The organism is Parabacteroides chongii, from assembly GCF_029581355.1.
Classification (GTDB): Bacteria; Bacteroidota; Bacteroidia; order Bacteroidales; family Tannerellaceae; genus Parabacteroides; species Parabacteroides chongii.
The window spans coordinates 379,136-399,906 of the sequence record NZ_CP120849.1; the positions used below are offsets into that span (position 1 = coordinate 379,136).

The 20,771-nt window shown below is 40.2% G+C and carries 36 protein-coding genes; 7 read left to right on the forward strand and 29 right to left on the reverse strand.

Annotated elements, in window-relative coordinates; genetic code table 11:
* Positions 1-21 precede the first annotated feature (21 nt).
* From P3L47_RS01720 to P3L47_RS01750, 7 genes are all read left to right on the forward strand, one after another.
* Entirely contained in the window at positions 22-420 is a 399-nt protein-coding gene (locus P3L47_RS01720) for a hypothetical protein (RefSeq protein WP_277782506.1), read from the forward strand.
* A gap of 126 nt (positions 421-546) precedes the next feature.
* Positions 547-1,356, forward strand: a complete 810-nt coding sequence (locus P3L47_RS01725) for a MotA/TolQ/ExbB proton channel family protein (protein WP_277782507.1) — start codon at positions 547-549, stop codon at positions 1,354-1,356.
* A gap of 5 nt (positions 1,357-1,361) precedes the next feature.
* A complete protein-coding gene (locus P3L47_RS01730; protein ID WP_122363838.1) occupies positions 1,362-1,970 on the forward strand; it encodes an ExbD/TolR family protein in 609 nt (202 codons plus the stop codon).
* 12 nt (positions 1,971-1,982) lie between these two features.
* A complete protein-coding gene (locus P3L47_RS01735) occupies positions 1,983-2,645 on the forward strand; it encodes an ExbD/TolR family protein (protein WP_122363837.1) in 663 nt (220 codons plus the stop codon).
* Between the two features lie 14 nt (positions 2,646-2,659).
* Positions 2,660-3,475, forward strand: coding sequence for an energy transducer TonB (locus P3L47_RS01740; protein ID WP_199715796.1), 816 nt, complete (start codon positions 2,660-2,662; stop codon positions 3,473-3,475).
* Positions 3,476-3,673: 198 nt separating this feature from the next.
* Positions 3,674-4,612 carry a PstS family phosphate ABC transporter substrate-binding protein gene (locus P3L47_RS01745; RefSeq protein WP_277782508.1) on the forward strand — a complete coding sequence of 313 codons (939 nt, stop codon included), beginning with the start codon at positions 3,674-3,676 and terminating at the stop codon, positions 4,610-4,612.
* A 21-nt stretch (positions 4,613-4,633) separates the two neighbouring features.
* The gene (locus P3L47_RS01750) at positions 4,634-6,214 is read left to right on the forward strand and encodes a tetratricopeptide repeat protein (protein WP_122363834.1); all 1,581 of its coding nucleotides are present in this window, start codon (positions 4,634-4,636) and stop codon (positions 6,212-6,214) included.
* Between the two features lie 80 nt (positions 6,215-6,294).
* Here the strand turns inward: P3L47_RS01750 and rplQ are convergent, their stop codons facing one another.
* From rplQ to rplC, 29 genes are all read right to left on the reverse strand, one after another.
* Positions 6,295-6,792: a 50S ribosomal protein L17 gene (rplQ, locus tag P3L47_RS01755; RefSeq protein ID WP_122363833.1), complete on the reverse strand. Its 498-nt coding sequence runs from the start codon at positions 6,790-6,792 to the stop codon at positions 6,295-6,297.
* 8 nt (positions 6,793-6,800) lie between these two features.
* Positions 6,801-7,793, reverse strand: coding sequence for a DNA-directed RNA polymerase subunit alpha (locus P3L47_RS01760; protein WP_122357146.1), 993 nt, complete (start codon positions 7,791-7,793; stop codon positions 6,801-6,803).
* A 12-nt stretch (positions 7,794-7,805) separates the two neighbouring features.
* The gene (gene rpsD / locus P3L47_RS01765) at positions 7,806-8,411 is read right to left on the reverse strand and encodes a 30S ribosomal protein S4 (RefSeq protein WP_122363832.1); all 606 of its coding nucleotides are present in this window, start codon (positions 8,409-8,411) and stop codon (positions 7,806-7,808) included.
* Between the two features lie 123 nt (positions 8,412-8,534).
* A complete protein-coding gene (rpsK, locus tag P3L47_RS01770) occupies positions 8,535-8,924 on the reverse strand; it encodes a 30S ribosomal protein S11 (protein ID WP_005634781.1) in 390 nt (129 codons plus the stop codon).
* Between the two features lie 11 nt (positions 8,925-8,935).
* Positions 8,936-9,316, reverse strand: a complete 381-nt coding sequence (gene rpsM, locus P3L47_RS01775) for a 30S ribosomal protein S13 (protein WP_009859527.1) — start codon at positions 9,314-9,316, stop codon at positions 8,936-8,938.
* 34 nt (positions 9,317-9,350) lie between these two features.
* Positions 9,351-9,467, reverse strand: coding sequence for a type B 50S ribosomal protein L36 (gene ykgO, locus P3L47_RS01780; RefSeq protein WP_005645768.1), 117 nt, complete (start codon positions 9,465-9,467; stop codon positions 9,351-9,353).
* Positions 9,468-9,479: 12 nt separating this feature from the next.
* Positions 9,480-9,698 (reverse strand): translation initiation factor IF-1, encoded by a 219-nt coding sequence (gene infA, locus P3L47_RS01785; RefSeq protein WP_009318521.1) that lies wholly within the window; start codon positions 9,696-9,698, stop codon positions 9,480-9,482.
* 10 nt (positions 9,699-9,708) lie between these two features.
* A complete protein-coding gene (gene map / locus P3L47_RS01790; protein ID WP_122363831.1) occupies positions 9,709-10,494 on the reverse strand; it encodes a type I methionyl aminopeptidase in 786 nt (261 codons plus the stop codon).
* 4 nt (positions 10,495-10,498) lie between these two features.
* Positions 10,499-11,839, reverse strand: coding sequence for a preprotein translocase subunit SecY (gene secY, locus P3L47_RS01795; protein ID WP_122363830.1), 1,341 nt, complete (start codon positions 11,837-11,839; stop codon positions 10,499-10,501).
* A 3-nt stretch (positions 11,840-11,842) separates the two neighbouring features.
* Positions 11,843-12,289 carry a 50S ribosomal protein L15 gene (gene rplO / locus P3L47_RS01800; protein ID WP_122363829.1) on the reverse strand — a complete coding sequence of 149 codons (447 nt, stop codon included), beginning with the start codon at positions 12,287-12,289 and terminating at the stop codon, positions 11,843-11,845.
* Positions 12,290-12,318: 29 nt separating this feature from the next.
* On the reverse strand, positions 12,319-12,495 hold the full coding sequence (gene rpmD / locus P3L47_RS01805; protein ID WP_009859531.1) for a 50S ribosomal protein L30: 177 nt from the start codon (positions 12,493-12,495) through the stop codon (positions 12,319-12,321).
* Positions 12,496-12,511: 16 nt separating this feature from the next.
* Entirely contained in the window at positions 12,512-13,030 is a 519-nt protein-coding gene (rpsE, locus tag P3L47_RS01810) for a 30S ribosomal protein S5 (protein WP_122363864.1), read from the reverse strand.
* Between the two features lie 5 nt (positions 13,031-13,035).
* Complete coding sequence (gene rplR / locus P3L47_RS01815; protein ID WP_122363828.1) at positions 13,036-13,380, reverse strand: 50S ribosomal protein L18; 345 nt, start codon at positions 13,378-13,380, stop codon at positions 13,036-13,038.
* A 21-nt stretch (positions 13,381-13,401) separates the two neighbouring features.
* Entirely contained in the window at positions 13,402-13,953 is a 552-nt protein-coding gene (gene rplF / locus P3L47_RS01820; protein ID WP_122363827.1) for a 50S ribosomal protein L6, read from the reverse strand.
* Between the two features lie 16 nt (positions 13,954-13,969).
* Positions 13,970-14,365 carry a 30S ribosomal protein S8 gene (rpsH, locus tag P3L47_RS01825; protein WP_122363826.1) on the reverse strand — a complete coding sequence of 132 codons (396 nt, stop codon included), beginning with the start codon at positions 14,363-14,365 and terminating at the stop codon, positions 13,970-13,972.
* Between the two features lie 54 nt (positions 14,366-14,419).
* On the reverse strand, positions 14,420-14,689 hold the full coding sequence (gene rpsN / locus P3L47_RS01830) for a 30S ribosomal protein S14 (protein ID WP_009859536.1): 270 nt from the start codon (positions 14,687-14,689) through the stop codon (positions 14,420-14,422).
* A 3-nt stretch (positions 14,690-14,692) separates the two neighbouring features.
* Entirely contained in the window at positions 14,693-15,250 is a 558-nt protein-coding gene (gene rplE, locus P3L47_RS01835; protein WP_010800552.1) for a 50S ribosomal protein L5, read from the reverse strand.
* On the reverse strand, positions 15,250-15,570 hold the full coding sequence (gene rplX / locus P3L47_RS01840) for a 50S ribosomal protein L24 (RefSeq protein ID WP_277782509.1): 321 nt from the start codon (positions 15,568-15,570) through the stop codon (positions 15,250-15,252). Before rplX ends, rplE begins: the two co-directional genes overlap by 1 nt.
* A gap of 18 nt (positions 15,571-15,588) precedes the next feature.
* Positions 15,589-15,954, reverse strand: a complete 366-nt coding sequence (gene rplN / locus P3L47_RS01845) for a 50S ribosomal protein L14 (protein WP_046146311.1) — start codon at positions 15,952-15,954, stop codon at positions 15,589-15,591.
* Between the two features lies 1 nt (position 15,955).
* Complete coding sequence (rpsQ, locus tag P3L47_RS01850; protein WP_277782510.1) at positions 15,956-16,213, reverse strand: 30S ribosomal protein S17; 258 nt, start codon at positions 16,211-16,213, stop codon at positions 15,956-15,958.
* A 9-nt stretch (positions 16,214-16,222) separates the two neighbouring features.
* Entirely contained in the window at positions 16,223-16,420 is a 198-nt protein-coding gene (gene rpmC / locus P3L47_RS01855) for a 50S ribosomal protein L29 (RefSeq protein ID WP_075558840.1), read from the reverse strand.
* A 5-nt stretch (positions 16,421-16,425) separates the two neighbouring features.
* Positions 16,426-16,860, reverse strand: a complete 435-nt coding sequence (gene rplP / locus P3L47_RS01860) for a 50S ribosomal protein L16 (protein ID WP_005634742.1) — start codon at positions 16,858-16,860, stop codon at positions 16,426-16,428.
* Positions 16,861-16,879: 19 nt separating this feature from the next.
* Positions 16,880-17,617, reverse strand: a complete 738-nt coding sequence (gene rpsC / locus P3L47_RS01865; protein ID WP_009859541.1) for a 30S ribosomal protein S3 — start codon at positions 17,615-17,617, stop codon at positions 16,880-16,882.
* A gap of 6 nt (positions 17,618-17,623) precedes the next feature.
* Positions 17,624-18,034 carry a 50S ribosomal protein L22 gene (gene rplV, locus P3L47_RS01870; protein WP_009859542.1) on the reverse strand — a complete coding sequence of 137 codons (411 nt, stop codon included), beginning with the start codon at positions 18,032-18,034 and terminating at the stop codon, positions 17,624-17,626.
* Between the two features lie 53 nt (positions 18,035-18,087).
* A complete protein-coding gene (gene rpsS / locus P3L47_RS01875) occupies positions 18,088-18,357 on the reverse strand; it encodes a 30S ribosomal protein S19 (protein WP_122357134.1) in 270 nt (89 codons plus the stop codon).
* Between the two features lie 20 nt (positions 18,358-18,377).
* On the reverse strand, positions 18,378-19,202 hold the full coding sequence (gene rplB, locus P3L47_RS01880; protein WP_009859543.1) for a 50S ribosomal protein L2: 825 nt from the start codon (positions 19,200-19,202) through the stop codon (positions 18,378-18,380).
* Positions 19,203-19,210: 8 nt separating this feature from the next.
* Positions 19,211-19,504, reverse strand: coding sequence for a 50S ribosomal protein L23 (rplW, locus tag P3L47_RS01885; protein WP_122357131.1), 294 nt, complete (start codon positions 19,502-19,504; stop codon positions 19,211-19,213).
* Positions 19,505-19,515: 11 nt separating this feature from the next.
* Positions 19,516-20,145: a 50S ribosomal protein L4 gene (rplD, locus tag P3L47_RS01890; protein ID WP_009859545.1), complete on the reverse strand. Its 630-nt coding sequence runs from the start codon at positions 20,143-20,145 to the stop codon at positions 19,516-19,518.
* Positions 20,145-20,762, reverse strand: a complete 618-nt coding sequence (gene rplC, locus P3L47_RS01895) for a 50S ribosomal protein L3 (protein ID WP_009859546.1) — start codon at positions 20,760-20,762, stop codon at positions 20,145-20,147. The genes rplD and rplC overlap by 1 nt, the downstream gene beginning before the upstream one ends.
* Positions 20,763-20,771: the final 9 nt, after the last annotated feature.

Sequence of the window (20,771 nt, forward strand, 5' to 3'; positions counted from 1 at the left end):
TAGAAAGATATTAGCTGTACCATGATGAAAAAGTTGCTGAACATAGTAAGTATTTTAATCCTGTTTCTTCTGAGCCAGGACGCAGCTTTCAGCAAGAATAGTACAGGAATACCCGAAGAGCAGATTTGTATTTCAAACTACACCGAGCCGAATGACCTGCAACAACAATTCAACCATTTTGAGTTAAACAAAAACAACGACGCGTACCGGCTGTTTGTTGCACGTAATTTCTCAACAGCAGAAGGCTATGCCTCATTACTGAAGACAGCGAACAAATTGTCTTATTTCATCACCCTGAAAGAACAGAACAGGCTACAGAAAACCTCAGAAATAAGAGCCTATTACAACATCTTAAATTATTCTACCCTTCGTAATCGCACGGGCCATCAGGTGTACGTATTGCGAAAGATTGTTATTTGATCACTGCGATAAAATAAAATACCCGTCTGTATTCCCGTCTTTAACAGGAATACAGAAAGTACATATTCCATTATGTACAACTCTTTTATTTTCTATTTTATCCATAATCAACTAATAATCTGAAATATGAAAACAGATAATTCTATTATAAAGAAATCGGCGAACGGTATATCGGCCGGTGTCGTCATCATTGTGTGCTTTATCCTGGCAGTATGCTTTTATAAATTTGTATTAGGAAATCCTGCCAACTTCATGGATAATAATCCGGACAATCATCCTCTTCCGGGCAACTATGCCGGAACAATTTATAAGGGTGGCTTCATCGTCCCTGTAGTTATCACTCTTTTGCTTACCGTTATCACACTAAGTGTGGAACGCTTTATTGCCATAAGTCGTTCAAAAGGGAAAAAGGCTTTACTTGGATTTGTTCATACCATAAAAAAGGATCTTGAAGAGGGTAATCTCGATGCCGCCCGGAAAGCATGCGGAGAACAACAGGGTTCCGTAGCCAATGTAGTAAATGCGGCATTGACACGTTACGCCGATGTCGAGGACAGAACCGATCAGACCAAAGAACAGAAAATGGTCATCCTACAAAAAGAGATCGAAGAAAGTACCGCGCTGGAATTGCCTGCCATGGAACAGAACCTGCCGGTAATCGCAACCATTTCAACCCTGGGTACTTTATTCGGATTGCTTGGAACCGTTTTAGGTATGATCCGTTCATTCGCCGCCCTGGCTAATGCCGGAGCACCGGATTCTGTTGCACTGTCCACTGGTATCTCCGAAGCACTGGTCAACACGGCACTGGGTATTGCTACCGGTGCTATGGCTATCATCTCGTACAACTATTTCACCAGTAAAATAGATAATATCACGTATGCCATCGATGAAATAGGTTTCTCCATCGTACAAACGTTTGCCGCTAAACACTGAAGCATATGCCTAAACTTATAGTAAAACGCAAAAGCACATTCATTGACATGACGGCAATGAGTGATGTAACGGTGTTGCTGCTTACTTTCTTCATGCTGACATCTACTTTCATTCAGAAAGAGCCGGTAGTGGTCACTACTCCGGCTTCCGTTTCCGAAATCAAAATACCGGAAACGAATATTCTTTCAATCCTGGTAGATACGGACGGAAAAGTATTCATGAGCATGGACAAACAGGAAGACAAGGCTAATGTATTGAAAAAGTTGGGACAAGACTATGGTATCAGCTTTACCGACAAAGAGATATACGAATTCAGCCTGCTTCCTTCTTTTGGTGTTCCAATCCAGAACATGCAGGAATTTCTGAATTTGCCATCCTCCGAACAAGACCGGTTGACGCAAAACTACGGAATCCCGGCCGACAGCACCAATAATCAGTTTAAGGCATGGGTACAACATGCCCGCGAAGTGAACCGCGACCTGGTGATCGCCATCAAGGCTGACCAGCAGACGCCTTATCCGAAGATCAAGAATATAATGAACACATTGCAGGACCTGAGAGAAAACAGATACAATCTGATAACAACGCTCAAAAATGTACCTGACAATGTTTAAACAACGTACGTTATGGCAGAAGTAAATACAGACAAAGGAAAAAGCGACGGAAAGAAGGGCAAACAGAAAAAAATAAATATCCGTGTCGACTTTACGCCGATGGTGGATATGAATATGTTACTGATTACGTTCTTCATGCTTTGTACTTCACTCAGCAAGCCGCAAACGATGGAGATTAGTATGCCGTCGAAAGATCATGTCACGGAAGCCGAACAGACAAAGGTAAAAGCATCTAAAGCTATCACCCTCATACTGGGAGAAGACAACAAGGTGTATTACTATTTCGGTGAACCGGACTATGAACATGTAGAGTCACTGAAAACGACCGATTTCTCACCTACCGGATTACGCAACATCTTACTGGAACGTAATTCCGATGCCGTGCAAAAGATAACAGAGTTGAAAGTGAAAAAGTTAAACAAGGAAATTTCTGAAGATGAGTTCAAAAAGCAGGCTACAGAAATAAAAGGTGGCAAAGATGCGCCGGTCGTACTGATCAAAGCTACCAATGAAGCCTCTTATAAAGACCTGGTAGATGCTCTCGACGAAATGCAGATATGCAATATCGGCAAATATGCAATCGTCGACATCACGGATGGAGACAAGTTTTTGGTCGACAATCTGAAAAGCGGAGGAGAACTTTCGAAGGAAATAGCTCAGGCAAATAAAAAATGACGATCATGATTAATATTAAAAATATAAATCTGAATTCTCCGGAATGGTGCGAGCTGATCTTTATGGGGAAAAACAAAGAATACGGAGCGTACGAACTACGCAAAAATTCCTCAAACAGACATATCCGCGCCCTGATCATCGTCGCTATCGGAGCAATTCTGGTAATGACGGTGCCGGCTTTGATCAAATCTGTAATTCCACAACATGCAAAAGAGCAGGTACTGGAAGTGACTACACTTTCTAATCTGCAAATGGAAACGAAAGTACCGGAAGAAAATCAAATTCGTACGATCGAGGCTCCTCCTCCCCCTGTACTGAAAAGTACGATCAAATTTACACCACCTGTCATCAAGGCGGATAAAGATGTAAGGGATGAAGAAGAGATCAAGACACAGGAAGAGTTGACGACCTCCAAACTAGCCATATCCGTTGCTGATGTAAAAGGTTCAGAAAGTGAAGATGCAATAGATATTGCGGACTTGAAGGATAACAAAGAGGTGATTGAGGAAGAAACAGTCCCTTACGTTGCAGTAGAGCAAATGCCGCAATTTCCCGGAGGAAACGAAGCGTTATTGAAATTCATCAGTACTCATTTGAAGTATCCGGTTATTGCCGCTGAAAACGGTATTCAGGGAACAGTAACTCTCCGCTTTGTTGTCAGTCCTACTGGAGATGTAACGAAAGTGGAAATACTAAAGCAGTTGGATCCATCTTGCGATAAAGAAGCGATACGTGTTATCAAGTCTCTTCCGCAATGGCTCCCGGGAAAACAGAATGGCAAACCGGTTCCGGTCTATTTTACAGTTCCGGTACGATTCAAATTACAGTGATATGGAGGTAAAGTGTATAAATATGAAGGTTGTCTGGGGTATATTCATGATTTTGATATACCTCGGCATGACCTTTCTTTTGATTTTCACCAATTTGTTTAATGAGCAGATGTCATTCCCGATGAGAATGTTATTTGGCATTCTATTCTTCTGTTATACTTTATTCAGAAGCTATAGACTAAAAAAAGACAGTAAACAATGAAAAACTTCTTTTATATAACGGTATGTATAGTTCTGTTGGTTTCTTGTAAAAACAAAAATACCGACACTCCGACAGATACACCTACCAGTGGCGTGATAGCAATCGCTTCTGATGGTTGCTTTGCTCCTGTCGTAGAAGAGGAGATAGCGGTATTCGAGAGTATTTATAAGGAAGCGGGAATTGTTCCTTATTTCTCCGGTGAAACAGAAACGATCAACAGTTTGTTGCACGATAGTACCCGACTGGCAATCACGTCACGTCCGCTGACCAAAGAAGAAACAGAATTCATGAATTCAAAAAAGTTATTCCCTAAAAGTATGCAAATAGCGACTGATGCCATCGCATTGATCGTTAATAAAGAAAATACGGATTCCCTGATCGGAATACCTGTATTGAAAGACATACTGACCGGAAAGATGAAAGAATGGAAAGATGTCAATCGGGATAATAAATCAGGGATGATTGAAGTCGTATTCGATAATCCCAATTCCGGAACAGTGCATTATGCCATTGACTCGATTTGCGCAGGAGAGGCTTTTGCAGGAAATCTGCATGCTATGAAAGATAACAGGCAAGTGATAGAGTATGTAACCCGAAACAGAGGAGCATTAGGAATCATTGGAGTAAACTGGATCAGCAATCCATCTGATAGCACAAACATGAGCTTTCTTGAAAATATAAGAGTTATGGCAGTAAGTCCTTACAGGAATGCGACTGTCACAAATAGTTTCAAACCGTATCAGGCATATATTGCTTTAAAGAACTATCCAATGACAAGACCGGTTGTTCTGATTTTATCAGAACCGCGCATGGGACTGGCTTCCGGGTTCACGACCTTTATTTCCAGCGATCGCGGACAACGGATCATACTCAAATCCGGAATTATTCCAGCAACACAACCTGTCAGGTTGGTAAATGTCAGAGATCAGTTATAAACCCTATAAATATCTACAGTCATGAAAAGAAATTTATATATAATTATTTTAAGTCTTATTGCTTTAGCCGTTCAGGCTGATAACCGGCAAGGCATTGATTTCTTCAAAGCCGGTGAACCAACCGTTGCAAGCCGGCTTTTTGAGAAACAGCTTAACGGTTCCCCTGCCGATCAGGCAGAGGCTTTGTACTATTTAGGAGAAATAGCGTATGATACGAACAAAATCTCTGAAGCCTTGACTTATTACCAAAAAGGCTGGAATGCATCTCCTGATTATGCATACAATAAAATCGGAGAAGGGAAAGTATTACTTAAAACGGACAAATCTGCAGCACAAAAAGCGTTTGATACCGCAATCAAAGTGAATAAAAAAGATCCTCCCGTCTATGTTGCCATTGCAAAAGCTTATTTAATAAACGGAATGGAAGCGGAAGCGCAGGCGGCTCTCGATAATGCAAAAAAACAGAACATCAACGATCCGTCCATTTACCTATATGAAGGGGACTGGCTTATCAGTAAAGACAAACCCGGAGATGCCGCCGGACGATACGAACAGGCTATCCATTTTGATCCGGCCTGCAAAGAAGCTTATATTAAATATGCAGATGTATATCAGGGGGTCACTCCAGCCTTGTCTATAGAAATGCTCAGAAAAGTAATAGCCAATTATCCGGATTATTTACCGGCATATTACAAGCTAGGTAATATATACTCATTACAAGGGAATTATTCCCAGGCAATAGCAGCCTATAAAACCTACATGACCGAAGGAGTATATTCAATAGACAATCTGATTCATTATGCATCAGCTCTGTTCTTTAACAAGCAATATGCAGAAGCAGAAAAAGCAATCAATAAAGGACAGGCTACAGATCCGGGCAACTTCTTACTGAAACGCCTGGCTATCTACAACGATTATGAAACCAAGGCTTATGAAAAAGGACTGGAAGAAGTAAAAACATTCTTCAATGATCCGGATGCCAAATACATATGGCAGGATTATTTATATTATGGCCGCTTACTCAATAAAGCAAAACAGTACGATAAGGCTGCGGAGGCATTACAAAAAGCAATAAAAGAAAACCCTTCCCACAGTGAGATCTACAAAGACCTGGCGGAAGTCTATAGTAATAGCGAGAATAACACTGAAGCCATAACTGCATACAGGCAATATATAGAAGCAATGGGAGAGTCTGCAGAAGCCGCTGACTATTATCAGTTAGGTAAATATTATTATACAGCTGCATCCAAGGACAGTACGATATCAAAAAACTACCTGTCTAAAGCTGACAGTCTGTTTGCTATTGTAAAAGAACGCGTACCTGACAGTCATCTGGGTAGTTTATGGCAGGCACGTACGCAGGCTCTGTCAGATCCGGAAACGGAACAGGGCTTGGCTAAACCTTATTACGAATCATGTATTCCAATTCTTGAAAAGAATAAAGATAAATATAGAAATGAATTGATAGAATGCTACCGCTATCTGGGTTACTACCATTACCTGAAACAGGATATGGAAAATTCTAAAAATTACTGGAATAAGATTATAACTATCGATCCCTCCAATACTACCGCTCAAGAGGCGTTAAAGAATATCAAATGAACAGAAATATAGAACCCTATAAAACAAAAAGAGCCATCATAAAAATGACGGCTCTTTTTGTTTTATATAAGTTACAGAAATTACTCTGCAGCTTTTTCTTCTGTTGCTTCTGCTGCAGGAGCTTCAGCAACCGGAGCAGCTGTTTCAGCAGCTGTAGATTTCTTACGAGAACGTCTTGTTTTCGCAGTTTTCTTAGTTGCAGTGTCCTTCAACATGTTTTCGTTGTAATCTACTAATTCAATGAAGCACATTGCTGCGTTGTCACCTAAACGGTTACCAGTCTTGATAATTCTAGTATAACCACCCGGACGATCACCGATCTTCTGAGCTACTTCCTTGAACAGTTCTGTTACAGCGTTTTTATCCTGTAAAGTACTAAATACTACACGTCTTGAGTGAGTTGTATCCTCTTTACATTTTGTGATCAGAGGTTCTACAAACTTACGAAGTGCTTTTGCTTTTGCTGTTGTCGTAAAGATTCTCTTATGCTTGATCAAAGAAGAAGCCATATTAGACAGCATTGCTTCACGGTGAGTATTTGTACGACCTAAATGATTGAATTTCTTATTATGTCTCATCGCTTTACTTACTCTTTATCTAATTTATATTTCGTGATATCCATACCGAATGAAAGGTTCAGGCTTTCAAGCAGTTCATCAAGTTCAGTGAGCGACTTCTTACCGAAGTTACGGAACTTCAACAAATCGTTCTTGTTGAATTTAACCAGTTCACCCAACGTTTCAACATCTGCAGCTTTCAAGCAATTCAGAGCACGAACGGAAAGGTCCATATCTGCTAGCTTGCTCTTAAGCAACTGGCGCATGTGAAGTACTTCTTCATCGAATTCTTCATTGCCGTCAGTATCCACTGTCTCGATCGCAATCTTTTCATCTGAGAACAACATAAAATGATGAATCAGAATCTTAGCAGCTTCTTTCAACGCTTCCTTCGGATGAATAGAACCATCTGTGGCTATTTCAAGAACCAACTTTTCGTAGTCCGTCTTTTGCTCAACACGGAAGTTTTCGATTAAATACTTAACGTTACGTATAGGAGTGAAAATAGAGTCAATAGCAATAACGTGAACGTCTGCATTCGGATCTCTGTTTTCGTCAGCGGGTACATATCCGCGTCCTTTATTTATCGTTAATTCAATCTGGAAACTAGCGTTCGGATCCAAACGGCAAATAACCAGGTCAGGATTCAATACTTCGAATCCGGTCAGTTGTTTACCTATATCACCGGCTTTGAACACTTCGGAACCCGAAACAGTAATACTTACTTTTTCATTCTCTATGTCGTCTACAATATGCTTGAACCGTACCTGTTTCAAGTTCAAGATAATGTTTGTTACATCCTCAATAACACCGGGGATTGTACCAAATTCATGGTCAACCCCTTCGATCTTAATGGATGTAATAGCAAAACCTTCAAGCGACGACAGGAGAATACGGCGCAGAGCATTACCTATAGTAATACCATAGCCGGGTTCCAACGGACGAAATTCAAACTTTCCGAAGAAATTGTCCGCTTCCAACATTAATACTTTATCGGGTTTTTGAAATGCTAATATCGCCATGGAAATCAATTATTATTTAGAATACAATTCTACGATCAACTGCTCTTTAATGTTTTCAGGAATGTCAGTTCTTTCCGGCAGATGCAGTAATTTTCCGCTTAAAGAAGACTGATCCCACTCAATCCAAGGATATTTGCTGTGGTTGAATCCTGACAATGCATCAGCAATCACTTCCAACGACTTGGATTTCTCTCTAACACCAACGATCTGACCGGCTTTCAAAGAGTAAGAAGGAATATTTACAACCTTACCGTCTACTGTAATGTGACGGTGAGAAACCAACTGACGAGCAGCAGCTCTTGTGGGAGCAATACCTAAACGGTATACAACATTGTCCAAACGGCCTTCCAGTAACTGAAGCAGAACTTCACCGGTAATACCTTTTGAACTCTGCGCTTTGTCGAACAGATTTCTAAATTGTTTTTCTAATACACCATAAGTGTATTTTGCTTTTTGCTTCTCGCGAAGCTGAATTCCGTATTCAGAAGTTTTTTTCTTTCTGGCGTTACCATGTTGTCCGGGAGGATAATTCTTTTTAGAAAGAACTTTATCCGGTCCGAATATAGCCTCACCAAACTTACGGGCAATTCTTGTTTTTGGTCCAGTATATCTTGCCATTTTTTTATTGTTTTAATTTTTCTGTCTGAATCTGGAACCGTGCAGCCGCGATTACAGAGAGGATAAGGTCTTTGTGCAATCTATTCACAATTCCGGATTCAATGTTCAAGAAACTATAGTTAATTATACTCTTCTCTTTTTCGGAGGACGACAACCATTGTGAGGCAGCGGAGTAACGTCAACAATTTCTGTTACTTCAATACCGGCACCGTGGATAGTTCTGATAGCAGACTCACGTCCGTTACCCGGTCCTTTAACGAATACTTTTACTTTTCTCAAACCAAGATCATAAGCTACCTTAGCACAATCTTGTGCTGCCATCTGAGCGGCATACGGAGTGTTCTTTTTAGAACTTCTGAATCCCATCTTACCTGCAGAAGACCAGCTGATAACTTGACCTTCGCTATTGGCAAGAGACACAATAATGTTATTGAAAGAAGAATGAATATGAGCTTGACCGTAAGCGTCAACTTTTACGTTTCTCTTCTTTGCTGCGACTGTTTTTTTTGCCATATCAACTCTTATTATTTAGTAGCTTTTTTCTTATTTGCAACAGTTTTCTTCTTACCCTTACGAGTACGAGCATTGTTCTTTGTACTCTGACCTCTCAACGGTAAACCAATACGGTGACGAACACCTCTGTAGCATCCAATATCCATCAGACGCTTGATGTTTAGCTGAACTTCAGAACGAAGATCACCTTCTACCTTGTACTCAGCGCCAATGACTTCACGTACTTTTGCAGCCTGATCGTCTGTCCAGTCTTTCACTTTGATATCGCGATCAACGCCTGCTTTCTCTAAAATAGATTTTGAAGCACTCCGACCGATACCATAGATATAAGTCAAAGCGATTTCTCCTCTTTTATTTTGTGGCAAGTCTACACCAACTATTCTTATAGCCATATTACTTACTTAATTATTTTGCAAAAATAATAAATTATCCCTGACGTTGTTTATACTTAGGGTTTTTCTTGTTAATTACATATAAGCGACCCTTTCTTCTTACAATCTTACATTCAGGGGTACGCTTCTTTAAAGATGCTCTTACTTTCATATCTAGTTATTTTTATTTATATCTAAAAGCAATTCTACCTTTTGATAAATCATACGGAGACATTTCCACTCTCACTTTATCACCAGGAAGAATTTTAATATAATGCATACGCATCTTTCCTGATATGTGGGCAGTAATCTCATGTCCGTTCTCTAATTCTACACGAAACATTGCGTTTGACAATGCTTCTACAATAACTCCATCTTGTTCAATAGCTGCTTGTTTAGCCATATAAATCAAATTAAATTGCGTTACTTCCTAGGACTTCTTCTAAAAATTCAAATGAAGACAAAATCTGAGGACCATCGGGTCTGATTGCAATACAATGTTCAAAATGAGCAGAGCACTTTCTGTCCTTTGTACGTACCGTCCAACCGTCCTTTTCAAAAACGATATTCTTACTTCCCATATTGATCATAGGTTCAATGCAAATACACATTCCACTACGCAACAACGGTCCGCAACCATATCTTCCATAATTAGGTACTTCAGGTTCTTCATGCATTTTGCGACCGATACCGTGCCCTACCAGTTCTCTTACTACAGAGTATCCTTTCGATTCACAATATGACTGTACCGCATGACTCACATCCCCTATTCGTTTTCCTTCCACAGCTTGTTGGATACCCAGGTAAAGAGATTCTTTCGTTGTTTTCAACAATTTCTTCACTGCCGGATCGACTTCTCCCACACAAAATGTATAGGCGGAATCACCAACAAAACCATTCAATATTGTTCCACAATCAACAGATATGACATCACCTTCCTTTAAAATAGCTTTTGAGGAAGGAATACCATGTACTACTTGCTCGTTTACAGAAGCACATATTGAATTTGGAAAACCACCATACCCTAAAAAGGCTGGAACTGCTCCATTATCCCTAATGAATTCTTCAGCAATTTTATCGAGTTGAAGAGTTGTTACTCCGGGAGCAATGTGCTTAGCAAGCTCTCCTAGTGTCCGGCCTACTAACTGGTTGGCCGAACGCATCAACTCGATTTCTTCATCTGTTTTTAAATAGATCATTCTATTAATAAGCGGCAACTGAGCCTGTACGACCCTTAATTCTTCCTGACTTTAACAAACCGTCATAATGACGCATCAACAAATGACTTTCGACTTGCTGTAACGTATCCAACACTACACCAACCAAAATCAACAAAGATGTTCCTCCAAAGAACTGAGAGAACTCCATACTCACACCAGCGATTCTTGCAAAAGCAGGCATAATAGCTACTAATGCCAGGAAGAATGCACCTGGAAGAGTAATGCGGTCCATGATTGTATCCAGATAGTCTTTGGTACTTTTTCCAGGTTTAACACCCGGAATAAATCCATTGTTTCTCTTCAAATCATCAGCCATCTGCGTCGGATTGATCGTGATAGCTGTATAGAAATAAGTAAAGAGGATAATCAATACCGCAAAAACGAAGTTATACCAAAAACCGGTATTATCCATAAATGCAGCCCAAAAACCACTTTGATCACCAGTACTAGAGAATCCTACAATAGAAATAGGAATAAACATAATTGCCTGAGCAAAGATGATAGGCATAACGTTCGCAGCATTTACCTTTAACGGGATATACTGACGTGCGCCACCATACTGTTTGTTTCCTATAATTCTCTTTGCGTACTGTACGGGCACTTTACGAGTTCCCTGAACCAGCAAAATAGCACCGGCAATAACAAGTAAAAGAAACAGCATCTCAAACAAGAACATAACCAGACCACCAGTTTTTTCACTTGTTCTTGAAATAAATTCCTGGAACAATGAATGGGGCAGACGGGCTATGATACCAATCAAAATGATAAATGAAATACCATTTCCAACACCTTTATCTGTAATTCTTTCACCTAGCCATAAGATAAACATACTTCCTGCAGCCAAAATAATAGTAGAAGAGACAGTAAACATGATACCCGGAGGTAATGCTGCACCAGCGGCTTTCAACTGAACACTCAGATTCACAAGATAAGTCGGTCCCTGGAATAACAGGATAGCTACTGTCAAATAGCGTGTCCACTGATTGATCTTTCTACGACCACTCTCGCCTTCTCTCTGTAGTTTCTGGAAAGAAGGAACTGCTATGGCTAACAACTGCATAACAATTGAAGCGGAAATATAAGGCATAATACCCAATGCAAAAATTGAAGCATTAGAGAATGCACCACCTGAAAACATATCCAACAGTGCAAGCAATCCGCCTCTTGTCTGCGCCTGTAAAGCGGTTAACGCTTGAGGATCAATACCAGGAAGTACTACATACGTTCCGAAGCGATATATAGCCACCAATAAAAGAGTGGTGAGGATCCGATTTCTCAGATCCTCAATCTTCCAGATATTTTTTATTGTTTCAACTGCTCTCATGACTTAGAGTTTAACAACAGTTCCACCTGCGGCCTGGATAGCTGCTTCTGCACTCTTAGAGAAAGCGTGAGCTTCAACATCTAATTTAACAGTCAGGCTACCATTACCAAGAATTTTAACCAATTGAGATGAAGAAATAAAACCAGCTTCGATCAATTCGTTAACACCAATTTTAGTTAAGTTCTGAGCTTCAGCCATTAACTGTAATGTAGCGATATTGATAGCTTTATATTCAACACGATTAATATTCTTGAAACCAAATTTAGGCAAACGTCTCTGAATTGGCATCTGACCACCTTCAAATCCGATCTTTCTTGAATAACCAGATCTAGACTTTGCTCCTTTATGACCTCTTGTTGAAGTTCCTCCTAATCCTGAACCCGGACCACGGCCGATTCTTTTTCTGGTCTTAGTAGATCCTTCAGCAGGTTTTAAATTTGATAAGTTCATATCTTATAATTTATTTTTTCAACCAATTATTACTTTTCTACTGAAACCAAATGTTTCACTTTCTCAACCATGCCCAAGATAGCCGGAGTAGCTTCATGTTCTACTACACGGTTCAACTTTGTCAGGCCCAGTGCATCCAGTGTTCTTTTTTGGTCTTTCGGGCACTTAATTCTACTCTTAACTTGTTTAATTTTAATAGTCGCCATAATTTTTCCTCCCTAATTAACCTCTAAACACTTTTTCAACAGCAATACCTCTATTCTGAGCAACAGTAAACGGACTTCTCAATTCACTCAAAGCAGCAATAGTAGCTTTTACTAAGTTGTGAGGGTTTGAAGAACCTTTAGACTTTGCCAAAACGTCAGTAATACCAACACTTTCCAATACAGCACGCATAGCACCACCGGCTTTTACACCAGTACCATGAGATGCCGGTCTGATCAGCACCTGTGCACCACCGAATTTAGCAAGTTGTTCGTGAGGAATAGTACCTTTGTGAACAGGAACCTTGATCAAATTCTTTTTAGCAGCTTCTACACCTTTAGCGATAGCTGTCGTTACTTCACCAGCTTTACCTAAGCCCCAACCGATGATACCGTCTTCGTTTCCTACTACTACGATAGCAGCAAAACTAAAAGTACGTCCACCTTTTGTAACTTTAGTTACGCGGTTGATTGCAACCAATCTGTCCTTCAACTCTAAGTCGTTGGTCGATTTAACTCTATTATTAACTCCTGCCATCTTCATTAAAATTTAAGGCCGCCGTTACGTGCAGCATCTGCTAATTCTTTAATTCTCCCATGATACAGGTAACCATTACGGTCGAAAACAACAGTCTGAATACCAGCTTCCTGAGCTGATTTAGCTATTAATTCGCCAACTTTTGCAGCAACTTCCTTTTTAGGAGCTTTTACATCCAGCTTCAAAGAAGAAGCAGCAGCCAAAGTCTTACCTGTAGTATCATCTATAACCTGTGCATAGATCTGCTTATTGCTTCTAAACACAGTAAGGCGCGGACGTTCAGAAGTACCTGATACTTTACCGCGAATGCCTTGTTTTATTTTTAATCTTCTTTCTTCCTTCGTTGTCATGATAATTTCAGTTTACGTAGATTACTTACCTGCTGATTTACCAGACTTTCTGCGAATTTCTTCACCCACGAACTTGATACCCTTACCTTTATACGGTTCCGGCATTCTGAATGAACGAATCTTAGCACAAATCTGACCTAATAATTGTTTATCAGCTGATTCAAGGATAATAAGAGGATTCTTATTTCTCTCAGTCTTCGTTTCAACCTTCACTTCCTTAGGTAACTGCATGTAGATGTTGTGAGTATAACCTAAAGAAAGATCCAACAGCTGTCCTGTGTTAGTCACACGATAACCAACACCGACCAGTTCCAGTTCTTTCTTGTATCCTTCAGATACACCGATCACCATATTGTTGATCAAAGAACGATACAAACCATGTAATGCACGATGGTTCTTGTCGTCAGTCGGTCTTGTTAAATGCATAACTCCATCTTCCAGAGTTACATTAATATCAGGATTAACAGCCTGAGTCATTTCGCCCTTAGGACCTTTTACAGTCACTACGCTATCCTTAATCGTAACCGTTACACCGGCTGGCACATGAATTGGTAATTTTCCTATTCTTGACATTCTTCTTTCCTCCTAATTAATAAACATAACATAATACTTCGCCACCGATTTTAAGATCGCGGGCTTCTTTGTCTGTCATCACACCCTTAGAAGTAGAAAGAACGGCAATACCTAAACCATTCAATACTCTCGGCATTTCTTTGTAACCAGTGTACTTACGCAAACCTGGAGAAGAAACTCTCTCAAGTTTCTTGATTGCATTCACTTTGTTTACCAAGTCGTACTTCAAGGCAATCTTAATTGTACCCTGAGGACCTTCTTCTACAAACTTAAAATTAAGAATGTAGCCCTTTTCGAAAAGGATCTTCGTGATCTCTTTCTTTAAATTTGACGCCGGCACTTCAACAACTCTGTGCTTCGCTTTGATTGCGTTACGCAATCTTGTCAAATAATCTGCAATAGGATCTGTCATATATAAATGAATTAAATTGATCCGGCCACCCGGACAATATTTAAATAAAAAAACTTACCAACTTGCTTTCTTTACACCCGGGATTAAACCATTGGATGCCATTTCACGGAATTGAATACGTGAAATGCCGAACTGGCGTACATACCCTTTCGGACGTCCTGTGATCTTGCAACGGTTGTGCAAACGTACAGGAGAAGCATTTTTAGGTAAAGCCTGCAAAGCTTCATAGTCGCCGGCAGCTTTCAATTCTGCTCTTTTAGCAGCATATTTAGCTACAAGCTTTGCTCTCTTAACCTCGCGGGCTTTCATTGATTCCTTAGCCATAACTTAGTCTTTTTTTGCATTTTTAAAAGGCAACCCAAATTCTCTCAACAGAGCATACCCTTCTTCATCTGTTTTCGCAGAGGTCACAAAGGTAATATTCATTCCTAATATTTTAGTAATATTATCGATATTAATTTCAGGAAAAATAATCTGTTCCTGAATACCCATGGTATAATTACCTCTACCATCTAATTTACTTTCAATACCTTTGAAGTCACGAATACGCGGAAGAGCGATACGAACTAATCTTTCCAAAAATTCGTACATTTGCTCGCGGCGCAGTGTTACCATCACACCGATCGGCATTTTTTTACGTAACTTAAAGTTTGAGATATCCTTTTTAGATACTGTCGCAACAGCTTTCTGACCTGTAATTGTAGACAATTCGCTGATAGCGATATCAATGATCTTCTTGTCAGCAGCAGCCATACCTAATCCCTGATTGATAACAATCTTTTTCAGTACAGGAACCTGCATTACTGATTTATATCCGAACTCTTTCGTCAAAGCAGGAACAATTCTGTCCTGATATTCTTTTTTAAGACTGGCAGTATTGCTCATTACTTAATTTCCTCCCCTGATTTTTTAGAATAACGAACTAAAGCACCTTCTGCATTTTCCTTACGGCCGATACGCGTCGGTTTTCCAAATTTAGGGTCAACCACGTTCAGGTTTGAAAGATGGATAGGAGCTTCTTTCTTTTCAATTCCTCCTTGCGGATTCTTTGCATTAGGCTTGGTATGCTTTGATACCATATTAACGCCTTCAACAATAGCACGGTTCTCGTCTACGAGCACCTGTAAAACACGACCTGTTTTACCTTTGTCTTCGCCGGCATTAACAAAAACTATATCGCCTTTTTTGATATGTAATTTACTCATTACCTTAAATTTTACGAATTAAAGTACTTCAGGTGCAAGTGAAACAATTTTCATATTTGTTGCACGAAGTTCTCTGGCAACCGGACCGAAGATACGGCTTCCACGAATATCACCACCGGCATTCAACAATACGCAAGCGTTATCATCGAAACGGATGTATGAACCATCCTGGCGACGGATTTCTTTTTTAGTGCGAACAATGATAGCTTTAGAAACAGCACCCTTCTTCACGTCACTTGACGGGATTACACTCTTAATTGCAACTACAATTACATCCCCAACAGTGGCATAGCGTTTTCTTGTTCCGCCTAAAACACGGATACATAATGCTTCTTTTGCGCCACTGTTATCTGCTACTACTAGTCTTGATTCTTGTTGTATCATGTTACTTAGCTCTTTCGATTATTTGAACTAATCTCCATCTCTTTGTTTTGCTCAAAGGACGAGTTTCCATAATTTTTACGGTATCACCTATATTACACTCGTTCTTTTCGTCATGAGCATGATATTTCTTCGTTTTATTAACGAACTTACCATAAATGGGGTGTTTTTCCTTCCATTTAATAGCAACAGTGATGCTTTTTTCCATCTTGTTGCTAGTAACCACGCCCGCTCTTTCTTTTCTTAAATTTCTAGTTTCCATCAGGCTCAATTATTTGTTGTTAAGTTCTCTCTGGCGCAATTCTGTTTTCATGCGCGCAATCATCCTGCGTTGTTGTTTAATCTGAGCAGGGTTGTCTGTCGGAGAGATAGTGTGGTTAATAACCTTCTGATCGTAGGCAGCAACCTCAGCATCTACTCTTTCAAGCAATTCTTTTGTGCTTAATTCTCTAATTTCTGCAATCTTCATAACAATTACGCATTTTGATTAGCCATATCATAATCACGTCTCACAACAAACTTCGTTGTCACCGGAAGCTTTTGAGCAGCTAAGCGCAAAGCTTCTTTGGCAATATCAAAGGGAACACCTTCGATTTCGAAAATAAGACGACCTGGAGTAACAGGCGCAACAAATCCTTCTGGATTACCTTTACCTTTACCCATACGTACTTCGGCCGGTTTCTTTGTAATAGGTTTATCCGGGAAAATCCGAACCCAAACCTGACCTTGACGTTGCATATAACGAGTTACCGCGATACGGGCAGCTTCAATCTGGCGACCGGTAATCCATTTATTCTCTAACGCTTTTATACCAAACGAACCGAATGCCAGCTGGTTGCCACGTTGAGCTTCACCCTTCATGCGGCCTTTCTGCTGTCTTCTGAACTTGGTTTTCTTTGGTTGTAACATCTCTTCTTAATTCTAACGTTTAACGATTAGCTTTCTTTCTCTTGAAGTTTTTATCTCCTCTGTTGCCACCGGCATTGTCATTTCTGCGGCCTGAATCTTTAGAGGCAGTGAATGAAGGAGCAAGATCTCTCTTACCATAAACTTCACCACGGCAGATCCACACCTTGATACCCAGCAAGCCAACTTTCGTCAACGCTTCAGCCAAAGCGTAATCGATATCTGCTCTCAGAGTGTGTAACGGAGTTCTTCCTTCTTTGTACATTTCAGAACGGGCCATTTCAGCACCATTCAAACGACCAGATACTTGCACTTTAATACCTTCGGCACCCATTCTCATGGTAGAGGCGATAGCCATCTTGATAGCACGACGGTAAGCAATTTTTCCTTCAAGCTGACGAGCAATATTGTTTGCAACAATGACTGCGTCTAATTCGGGTCTTTTTACCTCAAAGATGTTGATCTGAACTTCTTTGTCGGTAATCTTTTTCAACTCTTCTTTCAATTTATCAACTTCCTGACCACCTTTACCGATGATAATGCCCGGACGTGATGTGCAAACTGTTATTGTGATCAACTTAAGCGTACGTTCAATAACGATACGAGATACACTAGCTTTAGCAAGACGAGCATTCAGATATTTACGAATTTTGCTATCTTCCAGCAAAGTATCTCCGTAATTCTTGCCGCCATACCAATTGGAATCCCAACCACGGATGATTCCTAAACGATTACTAACCGGATTAACTTTTTGTCCCATCTACAATTAATTTTGACTATCGTTTTTACTAAGTGTATCCACAAACAAGGTTACATGGTTCGAACGTTTACGAATTCTGTATCCTCTACCCTGGGGAGCCGGACGCATTCTCTTCAATGTAGTAGCGCAGTCTACGCTGATTGAAGAAACAAACAACTCACCAGTTTCTGCTTTACGTTCATTTTTCTGCTCCCAATTGGCAATTGCTGAACGAAGCAATTTTTCTACTCTTGCTGCAGCTTCCTTGTTAGAAAACTTCAAAACACCAAGTGCACGGAATACTTCCATACCGCGGATCATGTCTACAACGAGACGCATCTTACGCGGAGAAGTAGGTACATTACGCAATTTTGCGAAGTACATGGTCTTTTGGGCTTCTTTTCTTGCTTCAGCTGATATTCTTTTTCTAGCACCCATTTTTATTGATTCTTTTTATTTTCAGATTCCTGAATTCCTGTTACTACCGATAATTATTTCTTCTTGTTACCGGCGTGACCACGGAACGTACGAGTTGGTGAAAATTCTCCCAACTTGTGACCTACCATATTCTCGGTTACAAAAACAGGAATAAATTTATTTCCATTGTGAACTGCAATAGTATGGCCTACGAAATCAGGCGAGATCATTGAAGCTCTTGCCCATGTCTTAACTACGGCTTTCTTTCCTGACTCATTCATAGTCAAGACTTTCTTTTCCAGCTTTACGTTAATATACGGGCCTTTTTTTAGTGAACGACTCATAGTTTACTTAATTAATCAGATTATTTCTTTCTTCTTTCAATAATATACTTTGAAGAATGCTTCTTCGGTGCTCTTGTCTTCAAGCCCTTAGCATACAAGCCTGTACGAGATCTTGGATGACCTCCGGAAGCACGACCTTCACCACCACCCATTGGGTGATCAACCGGGTTCATTACAACACCACGGTTGTGAGGACGACGACCTAACCATCTAGAGCGACCGGCTTTACCTGATTTTTCAAGACCATGGTCTGAGTTACCTACACTACCAATTGTAGCCTTACATGCAGCAAGAATCTTTCTGGTTTCGCCAGAAGGCATCTTAATAATTGCATAAGCACCTTCTTTAGAAGTCAACTGAGCAAATGCACCTGCAGAACGTACCATTTTAGCACCCTGTCCAGGACGAAGCTCAATATTGTGAATAATAGTACCAACGGGAATATTTGCCATAGGCAAAGTATTACCTACCTCAGGAGCGGCATCGCTACCTGAAACCACTGTCTGGCCAACTTCCAAGCCGTTCGGAGCGATGATATAGCTCTTTGCTCCGTCAGCATAATACAATAAAGCGATACGAGAAGTACGGTTTGGATCGTACTCGATAGACTTTACTGTTGCAGGAATGCCATCTTTATTTCTCTTGAAATCGATAATTCTGTACTTTTGTTTGTGACCGCCACCAAGATAACGCATAGTCATCTTACCTGTGTTGTTACGACCACCAGTACTGCTCTTACCTACCACAAGAGACTTCTCTGGTGTACTTGCAGTGATTTTATCAAATGCACCAATAACTTTGTGTCTCTGCCCCGGTGTTGTGGGCTTTAATTTACGTATTCCCATTTCTTTTTTTAGATATTACTAAAGAAATCTATTGTTTCTCCTTCTTTCAACGTTACGATTGCCTTCTTAAAAGCTGATTGTTTACCATTGATAATACCTGATTTTGTATAACGGCTTTTCTGCTTGCCAGAGTAGTTGATGGTGTTAACATCAACTACGGTTACATTATACATATCCTGTACAGCTTTTTTGATCTCCAACTTGTTGGCATCAGGAGAAACACGAAAACCATAGCGATTAGCCATTTTTTCTGTAATCGCTGTTTGCTTCTCTGTTACTATAGGTTTAATGATAATTCCCATTTCTTTACTCCTTATGCATTAAAAAGTTTTTCTATAACAGCAACAGAGCTTTCAGTCAAAACCAAATTAGCTGCATCAAGCACTTTGTATGTGTTTAATTCAGAAGCTGTTATAACATTTGTCTTTTCTAAATTACGAGCCGACAAATATACAAAATTATTTTTCTCCGGTAAAACCATAAGTAACTTTTTATCAGCCACTTTCAGGTTTTTAGCAATTGTTACAAATTCTTTAGTCTTCGGAGCTTCCAGAGCGAAATCTTCTACAACTACAATTGCATTATTTTTAGCTTTATAAGCCAAAGCAGACTTACGAGCCAGACCTTTTACCTTCTTATTCAATTTGAACTCATAATCTCTCGGTTTCGGACCGAAAACGCGAGCACCACCAACCAATACAGGAGAGTTGATATCACCACGACGGGCTCCACCACCACCTTTCTGACGGATCAGTTTGCGTGTACTACCAGAGATCTCACTTCTTTCTTTCGATTTGTGAGTACCCTGACGCTGGTTAGCCAAATACTGTTTTACATCCAGGTAGATGGCATGATCATTGGGTTCAATGCCGAAGATAGCATCGTTCAAAGTTACCTTTCTTCCGGTATCTTCACCTTTAATATTAAATACGCTCAGTTCCATTACTTTTCAATTAATACGATTGAACCTTTTGCTCCTGGAACAGATCCTTTAACCAATAAAAGATTGTGTTCCGGCATTACCTTGATCACTTCCAGGTTCTGAACTGTTACACGTTCATTACCCATCTGTCCGGCCATACGCATGCCCTTGAATACCTTTGCAGGGTAAGAACAAGCACCAATACCACCGGGAGCACGCAAACGGTTATGCTGACCGTGAGTAGTCTGACCTACACCACCGAAACCATGACGTTTTACTACACCCTGGAAACCTTTACCTTTTGATGTACCAACTACATCAACGAAACCTGCATTTTCCAGATAATCCACAGTGATCACGTCACCCAGATTGTATGCAGTTTCAAAATTCTTGAACTCGGCCAAGTATCTCTTGGGAGTTACACCGGCTTTTTTGAAGTGACCCATTTCAGGCTGTGTAGTATGTTTCTCTTTTTTGTCTTCGAAACCTAACTGTACAGCTTCATAGCCATCTTTTTCCAAAGTCTTAATCTGTGTAACAACACAAGGACCCACTTCGATAACAGTGCATGGAAGATTCTTTCCCTCGGCACTGAAAACGGATGTCATTCCGATTTTTTTTCCTAATAATCCTGGCATTTCACTTAA

Bases quoted from the DNA above. Each gene is read 5' to 3' on its own strand.
- P3L47_RS01745 (WP_277782508.1), top strand. From the start codon at position 3,674: ATGAAAAACTTCTTTTATATAACGGTATGTATAGTTCTGTTGGTTTCT.
- rplB (WP_009859543.1), bottom strand. From the start codon at position 19,202: ATGGGAATACGTAAATTAAAGCCCACAACACCGGGGCAGAGACACAAA.
- P3L47_RS01725 (WP_277782507.1), top strand. From the start codon at position 547: ATGAAAACAGATAATTCTATTATAAAGAAATCGGCGAACGGTATATCG.
- rplC (WP_009859546.1), bottom strand. From the start codon at position 20,762: ATGCCAGGATTATTAGGAAAAAAAATCGGAATGACATCCGTTTTCAGT.
- rpsC (WP_009859541.1), bottom strand. From the start codon at position 17,617: ATGGGACAAAAAGTTAATCCGGTTAGTAATCGTTTAGGAATCATCCGT.
- ykgO (WP_005645768.1), bottom strand. From the start codon at position 9,467: ATGAAAGTAAGAGCATCTTTAAAGAAGCGTACCCCTGAATGTAAGATT.
- rplN (WP_046146311.1), bottom strand. From the start codon at position 15,954: ATGATACAACAAGAATCAAGACTAGTAGTAGCAGATAACAGTGGCGCA.
- P3L47_RS01735 (WP_122363837.1), top strand. From the start codon at position 1,983: ATGGCAGAAGTAAATACAGACAAAGGAAAAAGCGACGGAAAGAAGGGC.
- rplP (WP_005634742.1), bottom strand. From the start codon at position 16,860: ATGTTACAACCAAAGAAAACCAAGTTCAGAAGACAGCAGAAAGGCCGC.
- rplR (WP_122363828.1), bottom strand. From the start codon at position 13,380: ATGACAACGAAGGAAGAAAGAAGATTAAAAATAAAACAAGGCATTCGC.
- P3L47_RS01720 (WP_277782506.1), top strand. From the start codon at position 22: ATGATGAAAAAGTTGCTGAACATAGTAAGTATTTTAATCCTGTTTCTT.
- rplE (WP_010800552.1), bottom strand. From the start codon at position 15,250: ATGAGCAATACTGCCAGTCTTAAAAAAGAATATCAGGACAGAATTGTT.
- rpmD (WP_009859531.1), bottom strand. From the start codon at position 12,495: ATGGCGACTATTAAAATTAAACAAGTTAAGAGTAGAATTAAGTGCCCG.
- rpsE (WP_122363864.1), bottom strand. From the start codon at position 13,030: ATGGCAGGAGTTAATAATAGAGTTAAATCGACCAACGACTTAGAGTTG.
- rplX (WP_277782509.1), bottom strand. From the start codon at position 15,570: ATGAGTAAATTACATATCAAAAAAGGCGATATAGTTTTTGTTAATGCC.
- secY (WP_122363830.1), bottom strand. From the start codon at position 11,839: ATGAGAGCAGTTGAAACAATAAAAAATATCTGGAAGATTGAGGATCTG.
- rpsK (WP_005634781.1), bottom strand. From the start codon at position 8,924: ATGGCAAAAAAAACAGTCGCAGCAAAGAAGAGAAACGTAAAAGTTGAC.
- rplW (WP_122357131.1), bottom strand. From the start codon at position 19,504: ATGGGAATTATCATTAAACCTATAGTAACAGAGAAGCAAACAGCGATT.
- rpsN (WP_009859536.1), bottom strand. From the start codon at position 14,689: ATGGCTAAGGAATCAATGAAAGCCCGCGAGGTTAAGAGAGCAAAGCTT.
- rpsQ (WP_277782510.1), bottom strand. From the start codon at position 16,213: ATGGAAACTAGAAATTTAAGAAAAGAAAGAGCGGGCGTGGTTACTAGC.
- rplF (WP_122363827.1), bottom strand. From the start codon at position 13,953: ATGTCAAGAATAGGAAAATTACCAATTCATGTGCCAGCCGGTGTAACG.
- P3L47_RS01730 (WP_122363838.1), top strand. From the start codon at position 1,362: ATGCCTAAACTTATAGTAAAACGCAAAAGCACATTCATTGACATGACG.
- map (WP_122363831.1), bottom strand. From the start codon at position 10,494: ATGATCTATTTAAAAACAGATGAAGAAATCGAGTTGATGCGTTCGGCC.
- rplV (WP_009859542.1), bottom strand. From the start codon at position 18,034: ATGGGTGCTAGAAAAAGAATATCAGCTGAAGCAAGAAAAGAAGCCCAA.
- P3L47_RS01760 (WP_122357146.1), bottom strand. From the start codon at position 7,793: ATGGCGATATTAGCATTTCAAAAACCCGATAAAGTATTAATGTTGGAA.
- rpsD (WP_122363832.1), bottom strand. From the start codon at position 8,411: ATGGCAAGATATACTGGACCAAAAACAAGAATTGCCCGTAAGTTTGGT.
- rplD (WP_009859545.1), bottom strand. From the start codon at position 20,145: ATGGAACTGAGCGTATTTAATATTAAAGGTGAAGATACCGGAAGAAAG.
- rpsS (WP_122357134.1), bottom strand. From the start codon at position 18,357: ATGAGTCGTTCACTAAAAAAAGGCCCGTATATTAACGTAAAGCTGGAA.
- rpsH (WP_122363826.1), bottom strand. From the start codon at position 14,365: ATGACAGATCCTATTGCAGATTATTTGACAAGATTGCGTAACGCAATC.
- infA (WP_009318521.1), bottom strand. From the start codon at position 9,698: ATGGCTAAACAAGCAGCTATTGAACAAGATGGAGTTATTGTAGAAGCA.
- rplO (WP_122363829.1), bottom strand. From the start codon at position 12,289: ATGAACTTATCAAATTTAAAACCTGCTGAAGGATCTACTAAGACCAGA.
- rpmC (WP_075558840.1), bottom strand. From the start codon at position 16,420: ATGAAGATTGCAGAAATTAGAGAATTAAGCACAAAAGAATTGCTTGAA.
- rpsM (WP_009859527.1), bottom strand. From the start codon at position 9,316: ATGGCTATAAGAATAGTTGGTGTAGACTTGCCACAAAATAAAAGAGGA.
- rplQ (WP_122363833.1), bottom strand. From the start codon at position 6,792: ATGAGACATAATAAGAAATTCAATCATTTAGGTCGTACAAATACTCAC.
- P3L47_RS01750 (WP_122363834.1), top strand. From the start codon at position 4,634: ATGAAAAGAAATTTATATATAATTATTTTAAGTCTTATTGCTTTAGCC.